This is a genomic window from Bradyrhizobium sp. WBAH42, assembly GCF_024585265.1.
Taxonomy (GTDB): Bacteria; Pseudomonadota; Alphaproteobacteria; order Rhizobiales; family Xanthobacteraceae; genus Bradyrhizobium.
In genome coordinates, this window is record NZ_CP036533.1 from 6,285,115 (window position 1) to 6,303,880 (window position 18,766).

General features: G+C 64.0%; 27 protein-coding genes. 10 read left to right on the forward strand and 17 right to left on the reverse strand.

The genetic code is table 11. From position 1 onward, the window contains the following. Positions 1–58: 58 nt before the first annotated feature. The 5 genes from DCG74_RS29690 to recA all read right to left on the reverse strand — a co-directional run bounded on the left by DCG74_RS29690 (position 59) and on the right by recA (position 5,410). Entirely contained in the window at positions 59–1,084 is a 1,026-nt protein-coding gene (locus tag DCG74_RS29690) for a hypothetical protein (protein ID WP_306557914.1), read from the reverse strand. 111 nt (positions 1,085–1,195) lie between these two features. Beyond that, positions 1,196–2,170 (reverse strand): hypothetical protein, encoded by a 975-nt coding sequence (locus DCG74_RS29695; protein WP_257187445.1) that lies wholly within the window; start codon positions 2,168–2,170, stop codon positions 1,196–1,198. A 54-nt stretch (positions 2,171–2,224) separates the two neighbouring features. Continuing rightward, entirely contained in the window at positions 2,225–3,223 is a 999-nt protein-coding gene (locus DCG74_RS29700; protein WP_172782931.1) for a hypothetical protein, read from the reverse strand. A 10-nt stretch (positions 3,224–3,233) separates the two neighbouring features. Beyond that, complete coding sequence (locus DCG74_RS29705) at positions 3,234–4,214, reverse strand: DUF1835 domain-containing protein (RefSeq protein WP_172782930.1); 981 nt, start codon at positions 4,212–4,214, stop codon at positions 3,234–3,236. 107 nt (positions 4,215–4,321) lie between these two features. Beyond that, positions 4,322–5,410, reverse strand: a complete 1,089-nt coding sequence (recA, locus tag DCG74_RS29710; RefSeq protein ID WP_027577058.1) for a recombinase RecA — start codon at positions 5,408–5,410, stop codon at positions 4,322–4,324. Between the two features lie 1,055 nt (positions 5,411–6,465). On the opposite strand from recA, the gene DCG74_RS29715 reads away from it, so the two are divergent. Together DCG74_RS29715 and DCG74_RS29720 are read left to right on the forward strand one after the other, a co-directional pair. Next, positions 6,466–6,666 (forward strand): hypothetical protein, encoded by a 201-nt coding sequence (locus DCG74_RS29715; RefSeq protein ID WP_172782929.1) that lies wholly within the window; start codon positions 6,466–6,468, stop codon positions 6,664–6,666. A 156-nt stretch (positions 6,667–6,822) separates the two neighbouring features. Continuing rightward, on the forward strand, positions 6,823–6,993 hold the full coding sequence (locus DCG74_RS29720) for a hypothetical protein (RefSeq protein ID WP_172782928.1): 171 nt from the start codon (positions 6,823–6,825) through the stop codon (positions 6,991–6,993). 635 nt (positions 6,994–7,628) lie between these two features. Here the strand turns inward: DCG74_RS29720 and DCG74_RS29725 are convergent. Continuing rightward, the gene (locus DCG74_RS29725) at positions 7,629–7,886 is read right to left on the reverse strand and encodes a DUF2798 domain-containing protein (RefSeq protein WP_172782927.1); all 258 of its coding nucleotides are present in this window, start codon (positions 7,884–7,886) and stop codon (positions 7,629–7,631) included. A 246-nt stretch (positions 7,887–8,132) separates the two neighbouring features. Between DCG74_RS29725 and DCG74_RS29730 the strand changes: the two genes are divergently transcribed. Then, a complete protein-coding gene (locus tag DCG74_RS29730; protein ID WP_172782926.1) occupies positions 8,133–8,321 on the forward strand; it encodes a hypothetical protein in 189 nt (62 codons plus the stop codon). A 30-nt stretch (positions 8,322–8,351) separates the two neighbouring features. Here the strand turns inward: DCG74_RS29730 and DCG74_RS29735 are convergent, their stop codons facing one another. Both DCG74_RS29735 and DCG74_RS29740 read right to left on the reverse strand, forming a co-directional pair. Beyond that, on the reverse strand, positions 8,352–8,609 hold the full coding sequence (locus DCG74_RS29735) for a hypothetical protein (RefSeq protein ID WP_172782925.1): 258 nt from the start codon (positions 8,607–8,609) through the stop codon (positions 8,352–8,354). Positions 8,610–8,708: 99 nt separating this feature from the next. After that, positions 8,709–9,005, reverse strand: a complete 297-nt coding sequence (locus tag DCG74_RS29740) for a hypothetical protein (protein WP_172782924.1) — start codon at positions 9,003–9,005, stop codon at positions 8,709–8,711. Between the two features lie 363 nt (positions 9,006–9,368). Here DCG74_RS29740 and DCG74_RS29745 point away from each other — a divergent pair, with 363 nt between their 5' ends. Next, a complete protein-coding gene (locus tag DCG74_RS29745; RefSeq protein ID WP_172782923.1) occupies positions 9,369–9,833 on the forward strand; it encodes a PaaI family thioesterase in 465 nt (154 codons plus the stop codon). A gap of 112 nt (positions 9,834–9,945) precedes the next feature. Here the strand turns inward: DCG74_RS29745 and DCG74_RS29750 are convergent, their stop codons facing one another. Then, the gene (locus DCG74_RS29750; protein ID WP_172782922.1) at positions 9,946–10,239 is read right to left on the reverse strand and encodes an HdeA/HdeB family chaperone; all 294 of its coding nucleotides are present in this window, start codon (positions 10,237–10,239) and stop codon (positions 9,946–9,948) included. Positions 10,240–10,435: 196 nt separating this feature from the next. On the opposite strand from DCG74_RS29750, the gene DCG74_RS29755 reads away from it, so the two are divergent. Further along, a complete protein-coding gene (locus DCG74_RS29755; RefSeq protein ID WP_172782921.1) occupies positions 10,436–10,678 on the forward strand; it encodes a PilZ domain-containing protein in 243 nt (80 codons plus the stop codon). A gap of 224 nt (positions 10,679–10,902) precedes the next feature. Here the strand turns inward: DCG74_RS29755 and DCG74_RS29760 are convergent, their stop codons facing one another. Beyond that, positions 10,903–11,127, reverse strand: coding sequence for a hypothetical protein (locus DCG74_RS29760; protein ID WP_172782920.1), 225 nt, complete (start codon positions 11,125–11,127; stop codon positions 10,903–10,905). 151 nt (positions 11,128–11,278) lie between these two features. Between DCG74_RS29760 and DCG74_RS29765 the strand changes: the two genes are divergently transcribed. Together DCG74_RS29765 and DCG74_RS29770 are read left to right on the forward strand one after the other, a co-directional pair. Next, positions 11,279–11,683 carry a hypothetical protein gene (locus tag DCG74_RS29765; RefSeq protein WP_172782919.1) on the forward strand — a complete coding sequence of 135 codons (405 nt, stop codon included), beginning with the start codon at positions 11,279–11,281 and terminating at the stop codon, positions 11,681–11,683. 103 nt (positions 11,684–11,786) lie between these two features. Then, on the forward strand, positions 11,787–12,119 hold the full coding sequence (locus tag DCG74_RS29770) for a hypothetical protein (protein WP_172782918.1): 333 nt from the start codon (positions 11,787–11,789) through the stop codon (positions 12,117–12,119). 145 nt (positions 12,120–12,264) lie between these two features. On the opposite strand, the gene DCG74_RS29775 is transcribed toward DCG74_RS29770, so the two are convergent. Continuing rightward, positions 12,265–12,732, reverse strand: coding sequence for a DUF6691 family protein (locus DCG74_RS29775; protein WP_172782917.1), 468 nt, complete (start codon positions 12,730–12,732; stop codon positions 12,265–12,267). 5 nt (positions 12,733–12,737) lie between these two features. Beyond that, positions 12,738–13,166, reverse strand: a complete 429-nt coding sequence (locus DCG74_RS29780; protein ID WP_172782916.1) for a YeeE/YedE family protein — start codon at positions 13,164–13,166, stop codon at positions 12,738–12,740. Positions 13,167–13,495: 329 nt separating this feature from the next. On the opposite strand from DCG74_RS29780, the gene DCG74_RS29785 reads away from it, so the two are divergent. Beyond that, positions 13,496–14,662: a GNAT family N-acetyltransferase gene (locus DCG74_RS29785; RefSeq protein WP_172782915.1), complete on the forward strand. Its 1,167-nt coding sequence runs from the start codon at positions 13,496–13,498 to the stop codon at positions 14,660–14,662. A 2-nt stretch (positions 14,663–14,664) separates the two neighbouring features. Here the strand turns inward: DCG74_RS29785 and DCG74_RS29790 are convergent, their stop codons facing one another. The 3 genes from DCG74_RS29790 to DCG74_RS29800 are packed head-to-tail and all read right to left on the reverse strand — an operon-like array spanning position 14,665 to position 15,794. Next, positions 14,665–14,871: a type II toxin-antitoxin system HicA family toxin gene (locus tag DCG74_RS29790; RefSeq protein WP_172782914.1), complete on the reverse strand. Its 207-nt coding sequence runs from the start codon at positions 14,869–14,871 to the stop codon at positions 14,665–14,667. Beyond that, positions 14,868–15,071 carry a type II toxin-antitoxin system HicB family antitoxin gene (locus DCG74_RS29795; protein ID WP_172782913.1) on the reverse strand — a complete coding sequence of 68 codons (204 nt, stop codon included), beginning with the start codon at positions 15,069–15,071 and terminating at the stop codon, positions 14,868–14,870. Before DCG74_RS29795 ends, DCG74_RS29790 begins: the two co-directional genes overlap by 4 nt. Positions 15,072–15,128: 57 nt before the next feature. Continuing rightward, complete coding sequence (locus DCG74_RS29800; protein WP_025037346.1) at positions 15,129–15,794, reverse strand: DsbA family oxidoreductase; 666 nt, start codon at positions 15,792–15,794, stop codon at positions 15,129–15,131. Between the two features lie 170 nt (positions 15,795–15,964). Between DCG74_RS29800 and DCG74_RS29805 the strand changes: the two genes are divergently transcribed. Then, complete coding sequence (locus DCG74_RS29805; RefSeq protein WP_172782912.1) at positions 15,965–16,762, forward strand: thioesterase family protein; 798 nt, start codon at positions 15,965–15,967, stop codon at positions 16,760–16,762. Here the strand turns inward: DCG74_RS29805 and DCG74_RS29810 are convergent. Both DCG74_RS29810 and DCG74_RS29815 read right to left on the reverse strand, forming a co-directional pair. Beyond that, positions 16,750–17,571 carry a helix-turn-helix domain-containing protein gene (locus DCG74_RS29810; RefSeq protein ID WP_172782911.1) on the reverse strand — a complete coding sequence of 274 codons (822 nt, stop codon included), beginning with the start codon at positions 17,569–17,571 and terminating at the stop codon, positions 16,750–16,752. The genes DCG74_RS29805 and DCG74_RS29810 overlap by 13 nt on opposite strands. Positions 17,572–17,611: 40 nt before the next feature. Further along, positions 17,612–18,433, reverse strand: a complete 822-nt coding sequence (locus tag DCG74_RS29815; RefSeq protein ID WP_172782910.1) for a helix-turn-helix domain-containing protein — start codon at positions 18,431–18,433, stop codon at positions 17,612–17,614. Positions 18,434–18,534: 101 nt separating this feature from the next. Here DCG74_RS29815 and DCG74_RS29820 point away from each other — a divergent pair, with 101 nt between their 5' ends. Continuing rightward, on the forward strand, positions 18,535–18,765 hold the full coding sequence (locus DCG74_RS29820; protein ID WP_172782909.1) for a hypothetical protein: 231 nt from the start codon (positions 18,535–18,537) through the stop codon (positions 18,763–18,765). Position 18,766 lies beyond the last annotated feature (1 nt).

The following is an 18,766-nucleotide window of genomic DNA, read 5'->3' on the forward strand; positions in this document are numbered from 1 at the left end:
GATAAACAGCGGTGGATTACGCCTTCGGCTAATCCACCCTACAACACTGAATGTGCCTCTACGGCGCAACCAGCAACCGGCGCTCGCCATCCCACCGCCACAGCCGTTCGTTGGTCAGAAGCGTGCCGCCCCACGAGCGCTTGACCGGGTTGTGACTGCGAAAATCTTCCCGGCCCGCCAGGACCGCTTCGCCAAATTCAGTCAGCGACAGCCGGCTCCGGCGAAAGGCAGCATTGCGGCTTCTCGCGTTGTCCGGATCGAGTGTCGCCAGCTTGCCGTCCAGACCCGCGACCGCTGGCGCCGGGCCAAAAGCGAGCCCTTCGAGCAGCGCGCCCAGCTCCCACTGATCGAACACGCGTGTTCCCAGCGCGCCCGGCCGAAACAGCTCATCGGTACGATTGTGGCCGCCCGCAATCCGCTCGAGAAGCCGCGTCTCCGTCGCCCCCAGTCCCGTCGCCGGCGACGGCAGTTCTGCGAGCAGGTCCTTCATGGCCGGCTTCAGGAAAGACAGCTTGCCGAGCGGCCTGCCGAGCAGCCCGGCGCAAAGCTCGGGCGTCGGCGCGCGGTAGGCCTCCCAGGCCATGCTGGCGATCTCAAAATCGCTTTCTGCGATATCGAACTGCTGCACATCACGACGGCGAAGCTCTGAGGGATCTGCTTCGCGCAGGTCGAAATCGACGCGTCGCAATCTCAGCTTCTCTGTGATGGATGGTTCGGAACGCAGGTAATCGAGGATCCAGATCAACTGCAATTGACTGTTTGGTTCGGGATCGAACCATAGTTCGATGAGATCGACCCCATAGGTTTCGCAGACCCAGAGCAATCCACCCGCCCGGTCCGGGCGCCTGATAAGGGGCGATTGACGGATGCGGACGCAATCCGACCAGTGCATTGGGTCAAACCACGACTCGCGCGCGCCGAGATAACTGTTGAGGTGGTCAGCGGTGGGAAGTGGCCCCGAAACGAAGCGGTAGATGAACGGGATGACCATGTCGGCGCGATCGGCGAGGGCAAGGCCGACGCCCGACGAACTGGTCAGGATCACACGCTTCATCGTCGACGCGCCCTTGTTCACCGGCAGCATCAGGCCGGTACAATAATCATGCAGTGGCCTCATCCGCGCTGCCTGACCGATAACACTTCTTGCGGCGCGGCCGAATGACTCAGCAAGACTAGTCCACCCCACGAACCTGCCCTAGGGCGCCACCAGCAACCGGCATTCGCGATCCCACCGCCAGAGCTGCTCGTTGGTCAACTCGGTCCCGCCCCACCATCGTTTGATCGGGTTGTGACGCCACATGTCGTCTTCACGGGCGAGAAGTGAACCTCCGAGCTCGGTCAGCGTGAGCCTCCACTCACTCCTGCCGAAGTAGCGGTCCTCATTGTCGAACGCCGGATCGCCCAACAAGAGCGGCGGCGCCGAATACGCCCCCAGTTCGAGCAAAGCGTCACGCGCGTCGTTTTCGTCGAATACATCGCGAAGCCATCTCGCATCTTCGACGAGCCTCGGGTCGGTTTGCCCGTCGTTCACAAAATCCAGCAGATCCATTTCAGTTGCACCGAGTCCCGTCACGCTGTCCGGAAGCTCTTCAAGCACCGCAATCAGCGCCGATCGAAGTCTCGGCAAGATCATCAGATCCGTCATCAACAGATCGAAACAGGGTTGTGGCGTGTCAGCCCGATAGGCCCGCCAGGCGCGGCTTGCCGTCACCAAATGATTCTCGGTCACCTTGAAGGCCGGAAGTTTCCATTTTGCGACAGACTCCGGGGCATAGTTGGCAACAGTGTCGTCCGCATGCACAAGGCTCAGCTTCGTGGTGATCTCCTTGTAGGGACGGAGCAGGTCCAGCAGCCAGACGAGCACAAGCTGATCATTCGGCCGAGGATCAACCCATATTTCAATCGAGTCGAACTTCGCACACAGCTCGAACAAACCGATATCGCGCGTGCCGAAGCCGTCGAGCGCGCCGCTACAAACGTCATCGAGCCAATGATCGCCGGGATTGCAGTGCTTCTCCGATCGGCGCTCCAGCCCCCTCAAAAGCCGCTCGTCGGAAGGCAGTTTCCTCCAGACAAAACGCGGATAGAACCCGAGCGCGACGTTCGCAACGCCGGACCGGCGAAGTGTATCCTCCGCACGATCGTTCGTTGCCAGGATCAAATGTGACACGATTGCCTCTCGAAATAATACGCAATAAGAACACTCTGAGCGAACAGGTACGTACTAATCAGGTGCGATGAGTGAGAGGGCCTCGGGGTCCCACTGCCACAGCCGGTCGTTGGTCAGGTGGGTGCCGCCGCACCAGCGATCGGTTCGGTTGTGGCGGCAAAAGTTTTCATCGCCGCCAAGCACCGCTTGGCCGAACTCGGTGAGCGACAAACGGGATTGCTTGTAGCGCTGGAGGCGGCGTGAATCGTCGTGCATCTCCAGGGAAAATGGGCCTTCGTCCAGTCCAGCGACCGCTGGCCTCTCGCATCGCGCGAGACCATCAAGCAGCGCGCCCACCTCCCAGTAATCGAAGACGCGACGCTCGTTGGGCTTCTGATATCCCGGGAAGACGTCAAAGGGCGGTACCTCACCCGGCGCGATCAATTCCAGTATCCGCGTCTCCGTGGCCCCAAGGCCGCTGGTCACGTTTGGAAGCTCTTCGAGCAGGGCGACGACGCAACGCCCGAGCCGCGGAAGCAGGCGCAAGTCCGCTTCGCGGAGATCGAACCAGGCCTGCGGCGTCGGCGCGCGATAGGCCTGCCACGCGCGACCGGCCAGTTCGACGTGATCTTGCGTGATCTCGACGATGGGCGGATTCATCTTGGCCAATTGCTCCGGCGCGACATCGCCCACGGCAAGGTCCAGGTGACGTATCGCGAGCTTGGAAAGTGCCGCGTCCTCGATGCCGCAATGGTCGAGTAGCCAGAGCAGAAGTAATTGTGCGTTCGGCTCTGGCCCCATCCCTAGTTCGGCCGAGTCATACTCTGAAAACAGCTCGATCAGTCCGCGCCCCTTGATGCCAGACCTTTCCTGGCGCCAAACCGGCGTATCGTCGAGCCAGTGCAGGCCGTTTGGCTGAGTCATGCGCGGGGAGAAAAATGCCTCGCATTCCGTTTCGGAGGGCGGCGGTCCCCAGACCAAGCGACGCTCGATCGCAATGACGAGGTCGGCTAAGCCCGCCCCTTGTAAGGCGCCGGCGGCGGACGAATCTGTCGTCACAATGAGCCGCGTCACGCCGTCGCCCTCAGGGCTTCGTCAGGACAGCGCCGTAGCGCCACAGCCTGTCGTTGGTCAGATGCGTGCCGCCCCACCAGCGATCAATCGGATTGTAACGGCTGAAATCCTCCTGATGGGCAACGACAGCCTTACCGAATTCGGTCAGCGACAAGCGGCTGCGAAGGTAAACTTCGTGCCGGGCTCTGAGATTGCCAAGATCGATGGTGCGTAATTCGTCGCCCAGCCCGGCCACGGCTGGCTTGGGGCCGAGGGCAAGGCCTTCGAGCAAATATCCCAGTTCGACCTCACCCCACACGTAAGTGCCCCGTAGCGAGCGTAGATGGAACAACGGATTCGTGTTTGCAAACCAGTCGAGCATCTCCAGAAATCGAATCTCGGTTGCGCCTAGGCCTGTCAAAGGAGACGGAAGCTCTGCCAGAAGCTGAAGCAAGGCTGGCCGCAGCATCATCAAGGCGCTCAGATCGCGGTGGAGCAGATCGATGCAAGCCTCAGGAGTGGGCGCGCGGTAGGCCGACCAGGCCAATTTGGCAATCTCGAACTCCTCCGCACCGATATCCCCGACGGTAATATAGCGTTCGCCCTCGGCGAAATCATATTCGGGGCCGAAAAACAGGTCGGAGTCCAGCAATCGCAGCCCGACCTTCTGCGCCAATGCAGGATGGTTGCCGAGGTGATCGAGCAACCAGACCAGTTGCAATTGGTCGCGGGCAGTCGCTCCGAACCAGAGTTCGATCTCGTCGTACGGCTCGCAAAATTCAGCCAGCGACAATTTGCGGCCCTTGGCGCCGCGGGGCCAGCGGACCCAATCCGACCAATGTTCGGCATGACCAAGCTCTGCGGTGTAGGCAGCCAAATAAGCCGACAGCTTTTCCTCGCGCGGGAGCGGCCCCCACTCAAATTGAAAATGGAACGGGATGACGATCTCGGCCAACCCCGATTGAGCAAGCTCCCTCCCGCCGCCCCAGCCAGTCAAGATCAGACGCTTCATCGCACCACCTGATCAACGCAACGCAAAACGAAACGGGCACCGAAGACGTCGGCAACTCAACGTCCTCAGTGCCCGCTCCTCGCGAAAAACTTTCCGCTGGTCGAGGCTTACTCGTCCGCCGGCTCCTCGCCGTCGGCGTCGCGCTCGGGCGTGCCGGCCAAAATCTGCTCGGCAATCAGACCGGAGTTTTGGCGGATCGCGGTCTCGATCTTGGCGGTGATGTCGGGGTTGCCCTTCAGGAACGCCTTGGCGTTCTCGCGGCCCTGGCCGAGGCGCTGGCTGTCATAGGAGAACCAGGCGCCGGACTTCTCGACGATGCCGGCCTTGACGCCGAGATCGAGGATCTCGCCCATCTTGGAGACGCCCTCGCCGTACATGATGTCGAACTCGACCTGCTTGAAGGGCGGGGCCAGCTTGTTCTTGACCACCTTGACGCGCGTGGTGTTGCCGACCACCTCGTCGCGCTCCTTGATCGCACCGATGCGGCGGATGTCGAGGCGGACGGAGGCGTAGAATTTCAGCGCATTGCCGCCGGTGGTGGTTTCCGGCGAGCCGTACATCACGCCGATCTTCATGCGGATCTGGTTGATGAAGATCACCATGGTGTTGGACTTGTTGATGGATGCCGTCAGCTTGCGCAGCGCCTGGCTCATCAGGCGGGCCTGCAGGCCAGGCAGCGCGTCACCCATCTCGCCTTCGAGCTCGGCCTTCGGCACCAGCGCCGCCACCGAATCGACCACCAGAACATCGACGGCGCCCGAGCGCACCAGGGTGTCGCAGATCTCCAGCGCCTGCTCGCCGGTGTCGGGCTGCGAGATCAGGAGCTCGTCGATGTTGACGCCGAGCTTGCGGGCATAGACCGGATCGAGCGCGTGCTCGGCGTCGATGAAGGCGCAGATGCCACCCTTCTTCTGCGCTTCCGCCACCGTATGCAGCGCGAGCGTGGTCTTGCCCGAAGATTCCGGCCCGTAGATCTCGACGATGCGTCCCTTGGGCAGGCCGCCGATGCCCAGCGCGATATCGAGCCCGAGCGAGCCGGAGGACACCGCCTCGATGTCCATGGAGCGGTCGTTCTTGCCGAGCTTCATCACCGAGCCCTTGCCGAACTGCCGCTCGATCTGGGAGAGCGCGGCGGCCAGAGCTTTACTCTTGTCCATGGAAGATCCTTCGACGATACGCAGGGCAGTTGCGGACATTGGGTCGTGCTCCTTATGGCGAGGATTCGCGTGAGGGACAAACGGTTGCGAGGCAGCTCGGCGATAAAACCAATGTACCCCATTTGTTCTCAGTTCGCAATATGTTCTTTGTGGATTTTGCTGCTGTCCGTATGTGCCCCCCCCCCCCCGGTGTCCTGGGTAGAAATACCGAGTGCCCTGATTTCCCGGAACTAGGGCTCTGGCAGGTGACTTGATAGCAGCCTCACGCCTCGACAACGTGACGGTGACACGAAGGCCTCAGCTCGGTGCCAGCCCCGGAGCTGAGGCCTCCTATCGCTTGCGTGCATTTTTGTACCGAGCATCGGAACGGAGTTGGCTGTTCCAGAATCTTCCCTGCACTTGATCCATGTAGGGAATGCCGTGGTTACGAAGAACACCCGAGAAGTAGCAGCGACGCTACTTAAGCTGGCCAAGACGAGTTCCGACCCAGCAGTGGCGGCTGGCTTCATCGAGAGGGCCGCCGATCTCAAGGAGCGGATAGACGACGAAGGGCTGCCCAAGGCCGACGGGAATCTCCCTCCCAGCATCATTCAACGGCAGTAAGGCCGCCTCAGTTGGCGGCCCGGGCGCCGTCCGCATTCGATCCGGGTGATTGCAAGAATCCCGAACCTTGGTGCCGCAAAAATCAGCCGACGTGCAGCAAGCGCTGACCAAATGATGGGAGCTGGTCGAGCCGGCATGAACCATCGCGGAGCGTCCGGATTATCCGCTCATGCATCGCCTATGGTATTTCGTGGCCTTCCTCGCCGTCACCGCAACCGCATTCGGTGCCTTGGTGGCTTTTGACAAGCTCCTGGGATGACCTGGGGCCGCCTCGCGAGCCGGCCCCATTGGTTGATGGAGCCGACCTCTGCGGCCCAACAAATCAGCCATGCTGGATCGTCACCCTCCCCGCTTTGCACTGAGTGCACAACTGAACAGACGCGGATCCATTTCCGGATCCTAATGCATCATCACCGCGCGGATCTTGGCCACTATCGGTGATGAGAACGCTCACCTCGCGCTCCCGCCTCCTCGCACGGAAAGAGCGCGCCATGTTCAAGCGACGACGTTTCAAGCAGCAGCTGACCCTTCAGGACCGGCTGTCCGCATGGGTGAAGCAGATCCGCGAGCAAGCGTCCAAGCTTCCTCCCGGGCCGGAGCGGGACGCGCTGCTCAAGAAGGCTCGCCAAGCCGACGTTGCCAATCATCTGAGCGATTGGGTCAAATCGCCGGGGCTTCAGCCGCCGAAATAGCCGGGCCTCCGCCGGGTTCCGCAAAGCGAATATGATCGGCATCAACGACGCGCGGCCGGCGCGCCGTCATGTTTCCGTAATCCTGCGGCACCGAACCTTTTCGCGGTCTCCGGTTTTCTGTGGGGATGGGACCGCAACTTTTGGGGACCTCAGCTCATGACGGACAACGACACGCACCACGACACGATCAGGCGAAAGCCGCTGCTGGAGGCGGCGCACGAGGAGATGGTGAAGTTCGAGCGCAAGGAAAACGAGTTCCGCAAGAAGGACCGCGAAGAGCGCGCCGCCGAGCTCCATCTGCCGCTGAACGAGATCAAGGTCCACTAGGCACCGCCAGGACCGGCTTCCGGAGCGGGTAGAGGTCCGCCCCGCGACGGGGCGCCAGCCGCGGTTTAGGGCGGGATCCCCGACCCCGGCAGCGCCAGTCGGCTGCCGCAACCGCGGGCCTCCAAGGTATCTAAATACTACTCGTAACCCATTGGCCAAGCGAGGAAATTGCCCGGCACCCTACTGTGCATGGGGTTGTTTTCCCGCTTTTGAAAGGCGGCAGCGCCGGCGCCCATCGATGCGAGCGCCCGGCACGCCGATCCCGTCTACAGCAGCGCCAGAAGAATCAGGCCTATCACCAGCACCACGAAGCCAGCCGCCGTCGCGGCGGCAAATGACCGCTCTACGTTATCCATGATGCCACCCCGTTGTCGGCGCGCCACGTTTCCCCCATGGCTGCGCCGACCGGATGAAAATCTTGCCGACGGGTGTGTCCGCAGTGGTGCGGACGGATGTCGAAATTGGGACCGGTACGGGGCCAGTCTGCGGCCTTTCGATCACGCTCCTCCCGGTCGTTCGCCTGTCAGGCTGCCGTAAGCTCAGCCGGCTAGGGTCATTCGGCTATGGTGTTGCAGCCCAGCACCCAGCCTCCAACAACTCTCAGCCCCGCTTGGCTCTCCCCAGGCGGGGCCTTTTCATGCCTGCCGGCCGGCGCTGGGTTCCCGCTCCTCCCGGGTCAGGCGCAGCGCGAAGGCGCGGATCGCGGGCGCCGCCAATAGCACGACCGGCAGCATCGCGGCCCATGCGATCAGCCAGGACACCATCCAGTGCCGAACGAAGAGCACCGGGCTGCCTGCCGGAAAGCTCGCGATTCCCGCCGCGATCAGCGAGGTCAGCCCGGACTGGATGATGCCGAAGACGAAGTGAGAGTAGCGGCGGGGAATGCCGAGCATGAGGGGCCCATGGTTGCTTGCCCGCGATCAGGCAAGCAAGGCACATGCCGTCAAGCTGAAGCAGATCCGGCGCCCGGGTCGGAACCACGCTGTGGGCCCCCCGAGCCCAGGAACTTTGTTCATGGTCGGAGAACCACGGAGATCGAGCGCCGTTCGCGTGCGGCCGGCGACAGATTTTCCTTGCCTGCGGAATATTGCGACGACCAACATGTTTGCAGGCATGAAGGTGAATCGTGGGAGGTGACCATGAATCACAGGGGCGTCGAGTTCACCATCGCTAAGACGGCGATTCCCGGAATCTGGCAATGGCAGTTCCGCATCGGCGACCAGATCAAGACCGGCAAGACCGAGACCAGGATCGACCTGCTGGCGATCCGGCGCGTGCAGCTGCGCATCGACCGGGAGCTGAAGGCGATCGGGCGAAAGACGGCCTGAACCGTTCGCCCTCATGTGCCATAGAGCGCATCAGTCCGCGCTGGGCAGCCGCCGCATCGTGAACTCGATCTCGCCGCCCGGCAATTCGCGCCAAGTCTCGACCTCGCTCATATAGCCGGCCTTGGGATAGCGGGCGAAGAAGGCCTGCGCCCTCTCCCGCGCCGCCGCGCGCGGCAGCGTAAAAGTCTCGCGCAGATAGCCATCGCCGCGCGCGGTCGGCCCCGGCTTGCCGGCCGCCTTGCGCCGGCGCGCCATCCGCTCGGCGAGATCCCGCGGACGATCGGCCATGTCCTGCCTTCCTCAACGCACTACGCTACGGACAATGTAGGGCGCGGGCCGGATCAAGAGGAGTCCCGTCGGAAAGACTTCGTGCCTACCGGAACGGGGTCAGTTGGCGGCCGTACCGCTCTTGGACTTCTTCGGCGCACTGGTTGCGGCTGACGCCTTCGGGGCCGCCGGCTGCTTCGGCGGATCGGCGCGCATGCCGCCCCAGGGATCGCTGGACGCCTTGGAATCAGGAATCTTCTTCAGCGTTTCCTTGTAGGCCTTGTCACGCTCGGCCTCGGCGGCCTTCTCCTCCGGGGACTTGCTGGGGAGATCCTGCATCAAATTGACATTGGGCATTTGCGCGTAGGCAGGTCCCGCCAGCACGGCCAGTACCGCGGCCAAACGGAAAAGCTTCATCATTCACTCCTTAGATCTTCCATGAGGCGCGGATCGCCCGCGCCGTGTCATCCTTGTCAGCCCGGTCACGACCCGGAGGGCCGCTAGAGCCGATCCGATCTGCATGATTTCGGCGCATGCAGCCAGTCGTCCCAGATCGGACCGCATTTGGTGCACCCGCCCAGCCCAAGACCGAGCACGGCCATGCAAAAGACGAGGACACAGCGACGCAACATCATCCAACCCTACCCAAGCGAGGCATCATATCGGGCCAAGTCAGGCATTTTCAAGCCGAGGCGGCCGGCGCGAGACCGAGTGACTTTGCCTCGCCGATGCGCGCACAATGCGACGAAACATCCGGCAACACAGGAGCGCGCGACAGCAATGCAAACGCAGCCAGAAGCGGAGTTCGGCCTCGACGACGCCAGGCGCATCCTCGGCGAGGTCTTTGCGCCCTGGGTCCAGGATCTCAACCTCGCGGTCGAGCGCCTCGAGCATGCGCCGCCGGCGGACGTTGCGGACTGGCAGCCCGGCGCGCTGCTGCGCATGCCGTTTTCGGAGCGGCTGTGCCGGAACGGCGGCGTGGTCTGCGGCCAGGCTCTGATGGCGCTCGCCGATACCGCGATGGTGATCGCGATCCTCGCGGCCAATCGCGGCTACCGTCCCATGACCACGGTCGACCAGACCACGCATTTCATGCGCGCGATCTCCGCGTCCGACGTGCTGGCGGACGCGCGCGTGGTGCGGCTCGGGCGCACCATGAGCTTTGGCCGCGTCACGCTGCTCTCGGCCGCCGACGGCAAGCCCGCCGCGATGGTCTCAAGCGCGTTCGCGATGCTGCCGGGGTGAACGCACCCTGAAACAAGAGAGCCGCGCGGAGCGCAAAGCTCGACGCGGCTCTCGATGCAATCGTGTCGGGACAGGAAGCGCGATCGCGCTTCGCGTCATTGCGCCCGCGACGTCATTTGCCGAGTATCTCGTCGGCGGCGGTGACGACGCTGACGGTCGGATTCTTTCCACAATAGGCGCCGAACTTCTTGGCGTTCGCGATGAAGACGTCGGTGTCGATGATCGCGTTGTCTTCGTCGCCCTTGTACCAGCCGTCCATCCAGGTCAGCACGACCGCGATGTTGTCCTCGCCGCTCTCCAGGAACTGCTTGCAGGACATGGTCGAGAGGTCCCACTTGGCGGCGTGAGCGGGCATCGAGGCCAGCGAGAGCGCTGCGGCGAAAAGAAGCGAAAGCGAAGTCTTCATCAATATCTCCATCGGCGCGTCACGCCATAAAGGGAAGGCTCTTGGGTAGGCTCTTTGGGCAGGTTCGTTGGAGCGGCTCGCCGCTCCAACGTCGTAAACAAAGTCTGAAACGCCGCGCAAGTAGCGCCAGTATTGAGTTTAGTTCAACGTAATTTCTATGCACTACTTCATAATCATCGGCAGGACTGACGCGCGGATGATTGAGAAGCGTACATCGCAACGTCATCGTGTTTTCAAGGGCGGAAAGATCACCTTTGAAAACAGCGGCATTGCTTGCACGGTGCGAAACATGTCGGCGGGCGGCGCGGCGATCGACCTCGACACTCCCGTCATGTTGCCGCAATCGGTCACGCTCTCGATCGCGTGCGACCATTTCGTAAAGCATTGTCGCACAGTTTGGCGCAGCGACAAGCGCGTCGGCCTCGCTTTCGTGCAATAGCAGGCGCGATGTGAACGAACGTTCGCATCACATGCACAACACGATCATGATTGCTTCGATACGACGGCGGCACCAACGCGGTTCGCAATCACGCGCGTGACGACCGCGAGCGCGATCGATGATGACCCCGCAACAAATCGTCCACCGGGACGATCGTTGGTGCGCGACAGGAGCGACGGCGCTTCTCCGAAACCGAAATACAGGTCCGCGCCATCCACCTCACGTCATTTCGGCTTCTTGGCAGGTTCACCCGGACGGGCGCCGCCCCAGGGGTCGTACTTGTCCTTGGGTTCGGGAATGCGCTCGAGCGCGGCCTTGTAGGCCTTCTCGTCGACCTTGGGACTGTTGTCGATCGGCTTGGCGCCGTCATTGGGCTGGCGCCGGCCCTGCGCCTGCACTGATGCGACCGTCAGTGCCAGCACGGCGGCCGCGATGACCAAAATCCTCATTGCAGCAATCCCCCTCGCGTGGGGTACAAACTAGCCCGCAATCGCGGAATAGCAATGTTGCGGGTTCCAAGACTTCAGCAAAACTTGATCGACCGGGACTTCGTCGGATCGCGTTCGTGCCTATCTGTTGGCCCGCAGGGGACCTCCACGGATGCTGCGGATCATTGCTCATGCGGCGCTGCTCATCGGCGCGCTGGCGCTCGGTGCCTGCGGCTTTGCCGACAGCCGCGCTCCGGTGCCGGAGTTCATGCGCATGAAGGAGGCCGAGCAGCCGCCGCCGGAAGCGCCCCCCGACGTCAAGCGCGTGGTGCGCGAGCAGATCGACGTCGTCTTTCTCGCAACATCCTATCCGCGCGAGGTGCACGTCGCCCCGCCCCATCGTGAGGTGCGAGGACCGGGCTGGACCGCGTGCGTCCGCGCGCAGCTCACCTCGGCGACCGGCACGTCGCTCGGCGCCCAGACCTACATCGTGACGATCAACGGCGGCAAGGTCGTGGACCGCCGGCGCGCGGACGCCGACGACATCTGCGGGACGGAGACTTACGAGCCGATCTAGGAACCCGCCTTGACGACAAGGTTCCGGGAAAAACCAGTACCGCGACCGGGAACGATCACCGCCTCCCCTTCTTGTTACCGCCGAGGGCAGTTTCGAGGAGGACATGATGAGGACGTTGACTATTGCGCTGTTGGCTGGCGTGGGTGCTTTGGCCGCCGCCTCGGGGGCGAAGGCTTCCGATATCTATACGAGCAGCGAGTACACCAATCCGGATCTCGTGCAGCAGGTGCGACTTGTCTGCGACGAGGATGGCCGCTGCTATCGCACACGCGGCGGTTCGCGCGTGATCGTGCGCGATTCCTACAACTACATGCCGCGCGAGCGCTACTACGAGCGCCGGACCTATCATCGCGATTGGGATGACGGCCCGCGCGCCGGCGTCGGCATTCGCGCGCCCGGCGTCAGCGTCGGCGTCGGTGTCGACGACCGCTGGTGATCGATGAAGGCTTGATGGTTGGGACCGGACGAGACTATTCGCCCGGTCCCGTTCGTGCGACCGAACCAACCGCCGATGTCGGGCTGCTGGAACCGCCGAGCTTGATGAGTGCCTCTGGGGTCCATGACTGCTCTCTGGCGTGACTTCAGGTTTCGAGCGGATCGGCCGGTGTGACGAGGCGCGTCAACGACGGCAGATGAGCGATGAAGCGGGCGAGCACCATGCCGGCGCACATCGCCACGACGAAGATGACGGCAGAGAGCGAGCCAAATCCGAGCGCGGTCAGCGCCGGCCCCGGACAGAAGCCCACCAGCCCCCAGCCGACACCGAAGATCGCAGGACCTGCAACGATCCTGGGATCGATGTCGAGCCGCGTCGGCAGATAGAATCGGTCGGCGAAGAGCGGACGCGCGAGCTTCAGGACGCGGTTGAATCCGACGAAGGTCACCGCCACCGCGCCCGCCATGACGAATGCGAGGCTCGCATCCCATGTCCCTGCCGGAATGCCGCCGATGTCCAGGAAGTTCAGCACCTTTGCGGGGTTCGACATCCCGGAGACGATGAGGCCGATGCCGAAGATCAACCCGATCGCGAATTGAACGAGGATTGCCATGGCGATCAGCTCCAGTGCCGCATCACGAAGACGGTGGCCATTCCGGCGGCCATGAAGGTCATTGTGGCGACCAGCGAGCGCACCGACAGCCGCGACAGGCCACAAACGCCGTGGCCTGAGGTGCAGCCACTGCCCCACACCGAACCGAACCCCGTGAGCAATCCGCCGACGATCAGGAGAGCCGGTCCCGCCGCGATCGTCTGCTCCGGCAGACCTCCCGTGACGAGCCGCACCAGCACGGGCGCGGCGGCGAGACCGGCCACGAAGGCGAGGCGCCCGGCGAATTCGCGGTCCTCATAGGGCGGAAACAGCCGCGCCGCGATGCCGCTGACGCCGGCGATCCGGCCCGTTGCCCACATCAGCAGAACGGCCGCGAGGCCAATCATCGCACCGCCAACAAGGGACGCGATCGGCGTAAATGATGTCGAGACCATGAGCCTCTCCCGAACGAGGTAGTTTCGCAGGCAAGCGCGAGACCGGAAGTCCGCGCAGTGCTGGAGATTCTGTACCGCCTCTTCTGCGCCGGCAAGTCGGACTCTCGCCTTCGTAAGACGGCGGGCGTGCCGGGAGACTGGCCACGATTCCTCAGGGCAAGTCACATGCGACCGCCCTGAAACTTCGGGATCACCCCCGGCCGGATGCTGAATGGAATGTTAACACTACCGCTCGAATTGCAGCGGCGTCCCAACGGTATTTTCCAATCTTTGCGCTAAGCAATGCCCGGTAGCACGGGCTCAGCTCGCGCGAACGGGGACGACGGGACGTGGTCGACATCGCGCATCAGGCGGCGATCAATCCGGCATCGGCAAGGGATGTCGCGATTTCGCGCGCGCCTGTCCCGATTGCCGCCGTCGACACCGGCCAATGGCGCGCGCTGGCGCAGCGGGCGATCGAGCCGAACGGATATTATCTGCCCGCCTGGGAGCTGGCCGTCAGTGCAACGGCGCGCGGTCGCACGGATGCCTCGGCTCTGGCCGCACACGACTCTTCGGCGCGGCTGATCGGCCTGATGCCGGTGATCTCGCTCTGGCGCGCCTGGAAGATTCCCCTGCCCGCCCTGGTGAGCGCGCATCCCTATGGCACGCTGTGCAGCCCGCTGCTCGACCGCGACGCTCCGCTCGAGGCCGCCGCGCGTCTGCTGCAGCAGGCACGCGAGGCCGGCGCGCACGCGCTCGTGCTGACCGACGTCGCGCTCGACGGCGGAGCCATGGCATCGCTCAAGCAGGTGCTGAACCGCGACGGTCTGAAGCCGCGTATCCTCAGCTCCTACATCCGCGCCAGCCTCGATGCGACGCAGGATGGGGACATGCTGTTGCGCGACGCGCTCGGCGCCAAGAAGCTCAAGGAGCTGCGGCGACAGCGCCACCGTCTCGAGGAGCACGGCCCTGTCGTGTTCGAGATTGCGCGCAGCTCCGACGAGATCGGACCTGCGCTCGAAAGCTTCCTGCAGCTCGAAGCGAGCGGCTGGAAGGGCAAGCGCGGCACCGCGCTGGTTCAGCACGCGGGCGACGCAACCTTCATCGGCCGCGCCGTGCCGGCGCTGGCAGAGGCTGCACAGTGCGAGATCGTCACGCTTCGCGCCGGCGCGACCCCGATTGCCGCCGGCATCGTGCTGCGCCACCAGGATCGCGCCTTCTTCTTCAAGCTCGGCATCGACGAGCGCTTTGCAAGATATTCGCCGGGCGTGCAGCTGACGCTGGACCTCACCCGCCATCTCTGCGCCGATCCCGCCATCGCCAGCGCGGATTCGACGGCAAATGCCGATCATCCCATGATCAACCCGATCTGGCGCGGACGCCTTGCAATTGGGGACGTGCTGATCCCGCTGCGGCGGCACGACCCGGTCGTGACGCTGGTTCATGGAGCGCTCGCGACGCACAAGATCGCCTACGCGGCGGCCCGATACGCGGCTCATTTGATCAGGAAGTGAGGCTATAGATCGTCGTCCGATAGCTCAGCCATCTTGACGAGATGACGCAGGAGCCCCGTCTTTAGGGGCTTATTGCCATGGATCGGAACGGAGAGCCGGACGATGCTGCCCGGCTTGCCGTAGATGTGATGACTGCCGCTGACGCGAAGTAAACTCCAGCCGTGTCGTTCGACGATACGCGCGAACTCCCGACCAGAGACGGATTTCACGTCGTCAGTTCCAAAATCCGTTCGATGCCACCCGGCTCCGGCGGCGCTACTTCGACCGACAGACATCCTTCAATCGCGTCGCGAAGATTTGCCATGAGCTCATCCATGGTATCGCCTTCCGCGGCACAACCAGGGATGGCCGGGACTTCGGCCCAGAAGCCCCCCTCTTCCGCCTCGTGTATGACAATCTTAATCTTCATATTGTCCTCGCGCCCCGAACAATTGCCCAAGCTGACGACAGATTCAACTTTCTCAGCCTACTCCGCCGCCTGCGCGTTGATCTCCGCCGAGACCTGGCGAATGGCGCGGGCGAGCAGGTTCGGATCCTGCGCGCCGGAGACGGCGTACTTCTGTGCAAAGACATAGGTCGGCACGCCGGAGATGCCCTTGTCGGCGGCTTCCTGAGCATCTGCCGAGACGCGCGCGACATCCTCGTCGGTGGCGAGGCGCTTGCGAACGTCGTCGGCATCGAGGCCGATATCGGCAGCCGCCTGCACCAGCACGTTCACATCGGTGAGATCGCCGCCGTCGCGGAAGTACAGCTCCATCAGGCGCTGCTTCATCTCGGGCGCCTTGCCGATCGCGTCCGCCCAGAGGATCAGGCGGTGGCAGTCGGTCGTGTTGGGCTGGCGCGCCACCAGCTCCGGCTTGTAGACGAGCCCCTCCTCGCTCGCGGCCGCGACGACGCGTCCCGCAATGCCCTTATAGGCTTCGACCGAGCCGAACTTCTGGGTGAGATAGGCCTCGCGGCTGATGCCCTCGCGCGGCACCCAGGGATTGAGGAAGAAGGGGCGGAAATTCAGCTTGACCGGAACGTCGGGCACGAGCGCCAGCGCGCTCTCGATGCGGTGCTTGCCGATATAGCACCAGGGGCAGACCACGTCGGAGACGACGTCGATCTGGAGCGGTTTCAGCGTGCTCATGTCAGGCGCCTCCTTCGGGCACTTCGAGGGTCCGCCCGAACATAGGCCGAACCGGGGGCGGTGCAAGGCACCCGTCCTGCATGGCTCACGACTTCACCTCTGCGGTTATTGTGGCACGTTGCCCCCGCCCCGATAGTTGCGGCCACGATCAAGCCCAAGGGGAGACCGCGATGACCGCCATTTTCAAGCCGGAAGGCGATTTGTTCCGGCCCACCGAGCATGCCGGCGGCCCGTGGTCGCCGGACATGCTGCAGGGAAGCGCCACCACCGCGCTGATGACCCGCGAGGTCGAGCGCCTCGCCGCCAAATCCGGCTTTGCGGTGCGGCGCCTGACCTTCGATCTGTGGCGGCCGGCGGGCCTGCGCCTGTTCAGGACGGTCAGCGAGCTGCTGCGCGACGGTCGCAAGGCCAAGACCCTGCAGGTGCGGCTGATGGACGGCGAGACCGAGATCGGCCGCTGCACGGCGCTGCTGACGGCGCCGAGCGGCGAGTCGCCCATCGACCCCTTCGCGAGGCCAGTGGCCGTCGACAAGGGGCCCGAGGCCGGCACCCTGCCGCCCGCCTTCGCGCAGAAATGGAGTCGCTATTTCCAGAACGTGTCGGTGCGCCTGATCGAGGGTGCCCTGGAGAAGCCGGGCCCGGCCGCGGCCTGGATGCGGCTCGATGCGCCGCTGGTCGAGGGTGAGGCGAACACGCCGCTGCTCCAGGCGGTGCAGGCCGCGGACTTCTCCAGCGGCGTCGCCCAGATCGTCGACATGCGCCAATGGACCTTCATCAACCCGGAGATCAGCCTCTATTTCTTCCGTCCGCCCGAGGGCGAATGGATCCTGATCCGTGCCGCCACGCGCGTCGGCGCCAATGGCGCCGGCCTCACCACGGCGACACTGAGTGATCGCAACGGTCCGTTTGCGGAAGTAATGCAAGCCATGAGCTTCGAACGGCGCGAGGCGCAGGCTCAGGCGTCCTGAGCTGCAAGCGCAACCAAGGCGGCTTCGGACGCGGCATCGACAGGCATGAACATTTCGACGCGAAGCTCCTGCAGCGTCACGTCCTGCGGGGTGCCGAGCGTCAGCACCGCACCGATCAACCCAATGCCGACATCGCCCTTGCGCAGGCGCACCTCGCAGAGCGGCCCCGGCACGGAATTGTCCTCGGTCGGCGCAGGAAGCTGCGGCAGCCGCATCAATTCGCGCCAGGTCGATTGCAAGGCGTCGTCAAGCGGCGCGGCCATTGCCTCATGCCGCGCCCGCGCCAGCAGCGCGGCCGCAACAATCGGCCAGTTCTCGACGAACGGCTTGAGCTCGTCGGGCGCGAGGAACATGCGCATGTGATTGAGTGGCCGCTGCACGCGCTCGGGGCCAAGCAGCATGCTCATCAGGCGCGAGGCAGCGCGATTGGCCTGCATCACGTTCCAGCGCCGGTCGGTGACGATCGCCGGGAACGGCTCGTGACGGCTGAGCAGAAGATCGATGGCACGCCGCGCCTCGGCAAGCTCCGGCGCCGATAGATCGCGCTCGCCATATTGCCGCGCGAAGCCGCCGGCCTCGAGCAGCGCATTGCGGTCGCGCAACGACAGATCGAGCGCGGACGCGAGCTGCAGCAGGATGTCCCGGCTTGCTGCCGCTTTCCCGGTCTCGACATAGCTCAGATGCTTGATCGAGATGCCGGCCTCGAACGCAAGCTCCGCCTGGCTCAAGACGCGACGGGTGCGCCAGCCGCGCAGGAGATCACCGACGGGATTGGCCGGCCGCAACCGCCGGAACGCGCGTGTGTCCATCCGCCGATTATGCGAGCGCTGCTCCGTCCTGTAAACGGCGTCACTGCAGGCGGGCCGCCATCTGCTTCAACCGCTCGGCGGTGCGCTCGTCCGCCGGAAAGAACGTCTCCAGCGCCAGCTCCGAGAGGGTGATGTCGACGGGCGTGCCGAACACCATGGTCGTGGAGAAGAAGCTGAGGATCTCTCCGCCATGCCGCAGCTTGAACGGGATCGCGACATTGTCGCTCGACAGCGGGGCCGAACGCGCCGGAAGCGGATAGCTCTTCAGATCATTGTAGAGCTTGATCAGCTCCGGATCGGCTGTCGCCTCGCACTGCCGGTGCAGCCGTTCCAGAAGATGCCCGCACCATTCCGCGAGATTGACCGTGCGCGGTGCCAGCGCCTCGGGATGGAAGGCCAGCCGCAGCACGTTGACGGGCTGGCCGAGCAGATGCTGCGGGACGCCATCGAGCAGCGGTGCCACCATCCGATTGGCGGAGACCAGGTTCCAGTGCCGATCCACCGCGAGCGCCGGATTGGGCTCATGCGCTTTCAAGACGAGGTCGATCGCCTGACGGGCTGATTTCAAGGCGGGATCCTCCAGCGGGCGCTGCGGAAAGGCTGGCGCGAAACCGGCGGCGACCAGCAGCACGTTGCGTTCGCGCAAGGGCACGTCGAGCCGCTCGGCGAGCCTGAGCACCATGTCGCGCGAGGGCGCGGCGCGGCCGGTCTCGACGAAGCTTAGGTGCCGCGCCGAGATTTCGGCCTCGCCCGCCAGATCGAGCTGACTCATGCGGCGGCGCTGCCGCCATTCGCGCAAATGGTCGCCGATATGGATCGGCTGGCTGCGTTCGGCCTGGGCCGTGGATGCATGTGCGTTCATGACCAAAAACCTAGCATGCGGATTTCGGCCCTTCCATTACCCGCGAGGTAATCGAAACGGGGCACGGACGTGCGCATCTTCGTTCGCAACAGGAGATGACCATGATCGCACTGCTGCTCTACAGGACCGTCGCAGACCACGTCTTGCCCTGGGCCATGGCGTTCGCAACGCGGATGCTGGCGCGCAGCCTCAACATGCCGGAGCCCCTGGTGCATTCGACCGGCGACTACGTCGTGGCGCAGGTCATCGCCTTCGAGCACGGCGTCGGCAGGAGCCTCTGCCCGTTCCGTCTCGCCCGTCTGCTCCGCGCCTGGTGGCGCGGTCGGCATTGAG

Bases quoted from the DNA above. Each gene is read 5' to 3' on its own strand.
- DCG74_RS29760 (WP_172782920.1), bottom strand. From the start codon at position 11,127: ATGAGGATTTTGGTCATCGCGGCCGCCGTGCTGGCACTGACGGTCGCA.
- DCG74_RS29780 (WP_172782916.1), bottom strand. From the start codon at position 13,166: ATGGTCTCGACATCATTTACGCCGATCGCGTCCCTTGTTGGCGGTGCG.
- DCG74_RS29795 (WP_172782913.1), bottom strand. From the start codon at position 15,071: ATGAAGATTAAGATTGTCATACACGAGGCGGAAGAGGGGGGCTTCTGG.
- DCG74_RS29810 (WP_172782911.1), bottom strand. From the start codon at position 17,571: ATGGACACACGCGCGTTCCGGCGGTTGCGGCCGGCCAATCCCGTCGGT.
- DCG74_RS29765 (WP_172782919.1), top strand. From the start codon at position 11,279: ATGCTGCGGATCATTGCTCATGCGGCGCTGCTCATCGGCGCGCTGGCG.
- DCG74_RS29735 (WP_172782925.1), bottom strand. From the start codon at position 8,609: ATGGCCGATCGTCCGCGGGATCTCGCCGAGCGGATGGCGCGCCGGCGC.
- DCG74_RS29740 (WP_172782924.1), bottom strand. From the start codon at position 9,005: ATGAAGCTTTTCCGTTTGGCCGCGGTACTGGCCGTGCTGGCGGGACCT.
- DCG74_RS29720 (WP_172782928.1), top strand. From the start codon at position 6,823: ATGACGGACAACGACACGCACCACGACACGATCAGGCGAAAGCCGCTG.
- DCG74_RS29745 (WP_172782923.1), top strand. From the start codon at position 9,369: ATGCAAACGCAGCCAGAAGCGGAGTTCGGCCTCGACGACGCCAGGCGC.
- DCG74_RS29750 (WP_172782922.1), bottom strand. From the start codon at position 10,239: ATGAAGACTTCGCTTTCGCTTCTTTTCGCCGCAGCGCTCTCGCTGGCC.
- DCG74_RS29725 (WP_172782927.1), bottom strand. From the start codon at position 7,886: ATGCTCGGCATTCCCCGCCGCTACTCTCACTTCGTCTTCGGCATCATC.
- DCG74_RS29755 (WP_172782921.1), top strand. From the start codon at position 10,436: ATGATTGAGAAGCGTACATCGCAACGTCATCGTGTTTTCAAGGGCGGA.
- DCG74_RS29705 (WP_172782930.1), bottom strand. From the start codon at position 4,214: ATGAAGCGTCTGATCTTGACTGGCTGGGGCGGCGGGAGGGAGCTTGCT.
- DCG74_RS29715 (WP_172782929.1), top strand. From the start codon at position 6,466: ATGTTCAAGCGACGACGTTTCAAGCAGCAGCTGACCCTTCAGGACCGG.
- DCG74_RS29820 (WP_172782909.1), top strand. From the start codon at position 18,535: ATGATCGCACTGCTGCTCTACAGGACCGTCGCAGACCACGTCTTGCCC.
- DCG74_RS29775 (WP_172782917.1), bottom strand. From the start codon at position 12,732: ATGGCAATCCTCGTTCAATTCGCGATCGGGTTGATCTTCGGCATCGGC.
- DCG74_RS29690 (WP_306557914.1), bottom strand. From the start codon at position 1,084: ATGCTGCCGGTGAACAAGGGCGCGTCGACGATGAAGCGTGTGATCCTG.
- DCG74_RS29730 (WP_172782926.1), top strand. From the start codon at position 8,133: ATGAATCACAGGGGCGTCGAGTTCACCATCGCTAAGACGGCGATTCCC.
- DCG74_RS29805 (WP_172782912.1), top strand. From the start codon at position 15,965: ATGACCGCCATTTTCAAGCCGGAAGGCGATTTGTTCCGGCCCACCGAG.
- DCG74_RS29800 (WP_025037346.1), bottom strand. From the start codon at position 15,794: ATGAGCACGCTGAAACCGCTCCAGATCGACGTCGTCTCCGACGTGGTC.
- recA (WP_027577058.1), bottom strand. From the start codon at position 5,410: ATGTCCGCAACTGCCCTGCGTATCGTCGAAGGATCTTCCATGGACAAG.
- DCG74_RS29770 (WP_172782918.1), top strand. From the start codon at position 11,787: ATGATGAGGACGTTGACTATTGCGCTGTTGGCTGGCGTGGGTGCTTTG.
- DCG74_RS29815 (WP_172782910.1), bottom strand. From the start codon at position 18,433: ATGAACGCACATGCATCCACGGCCCAGGCCGAACGCAGCCAGCCGATC.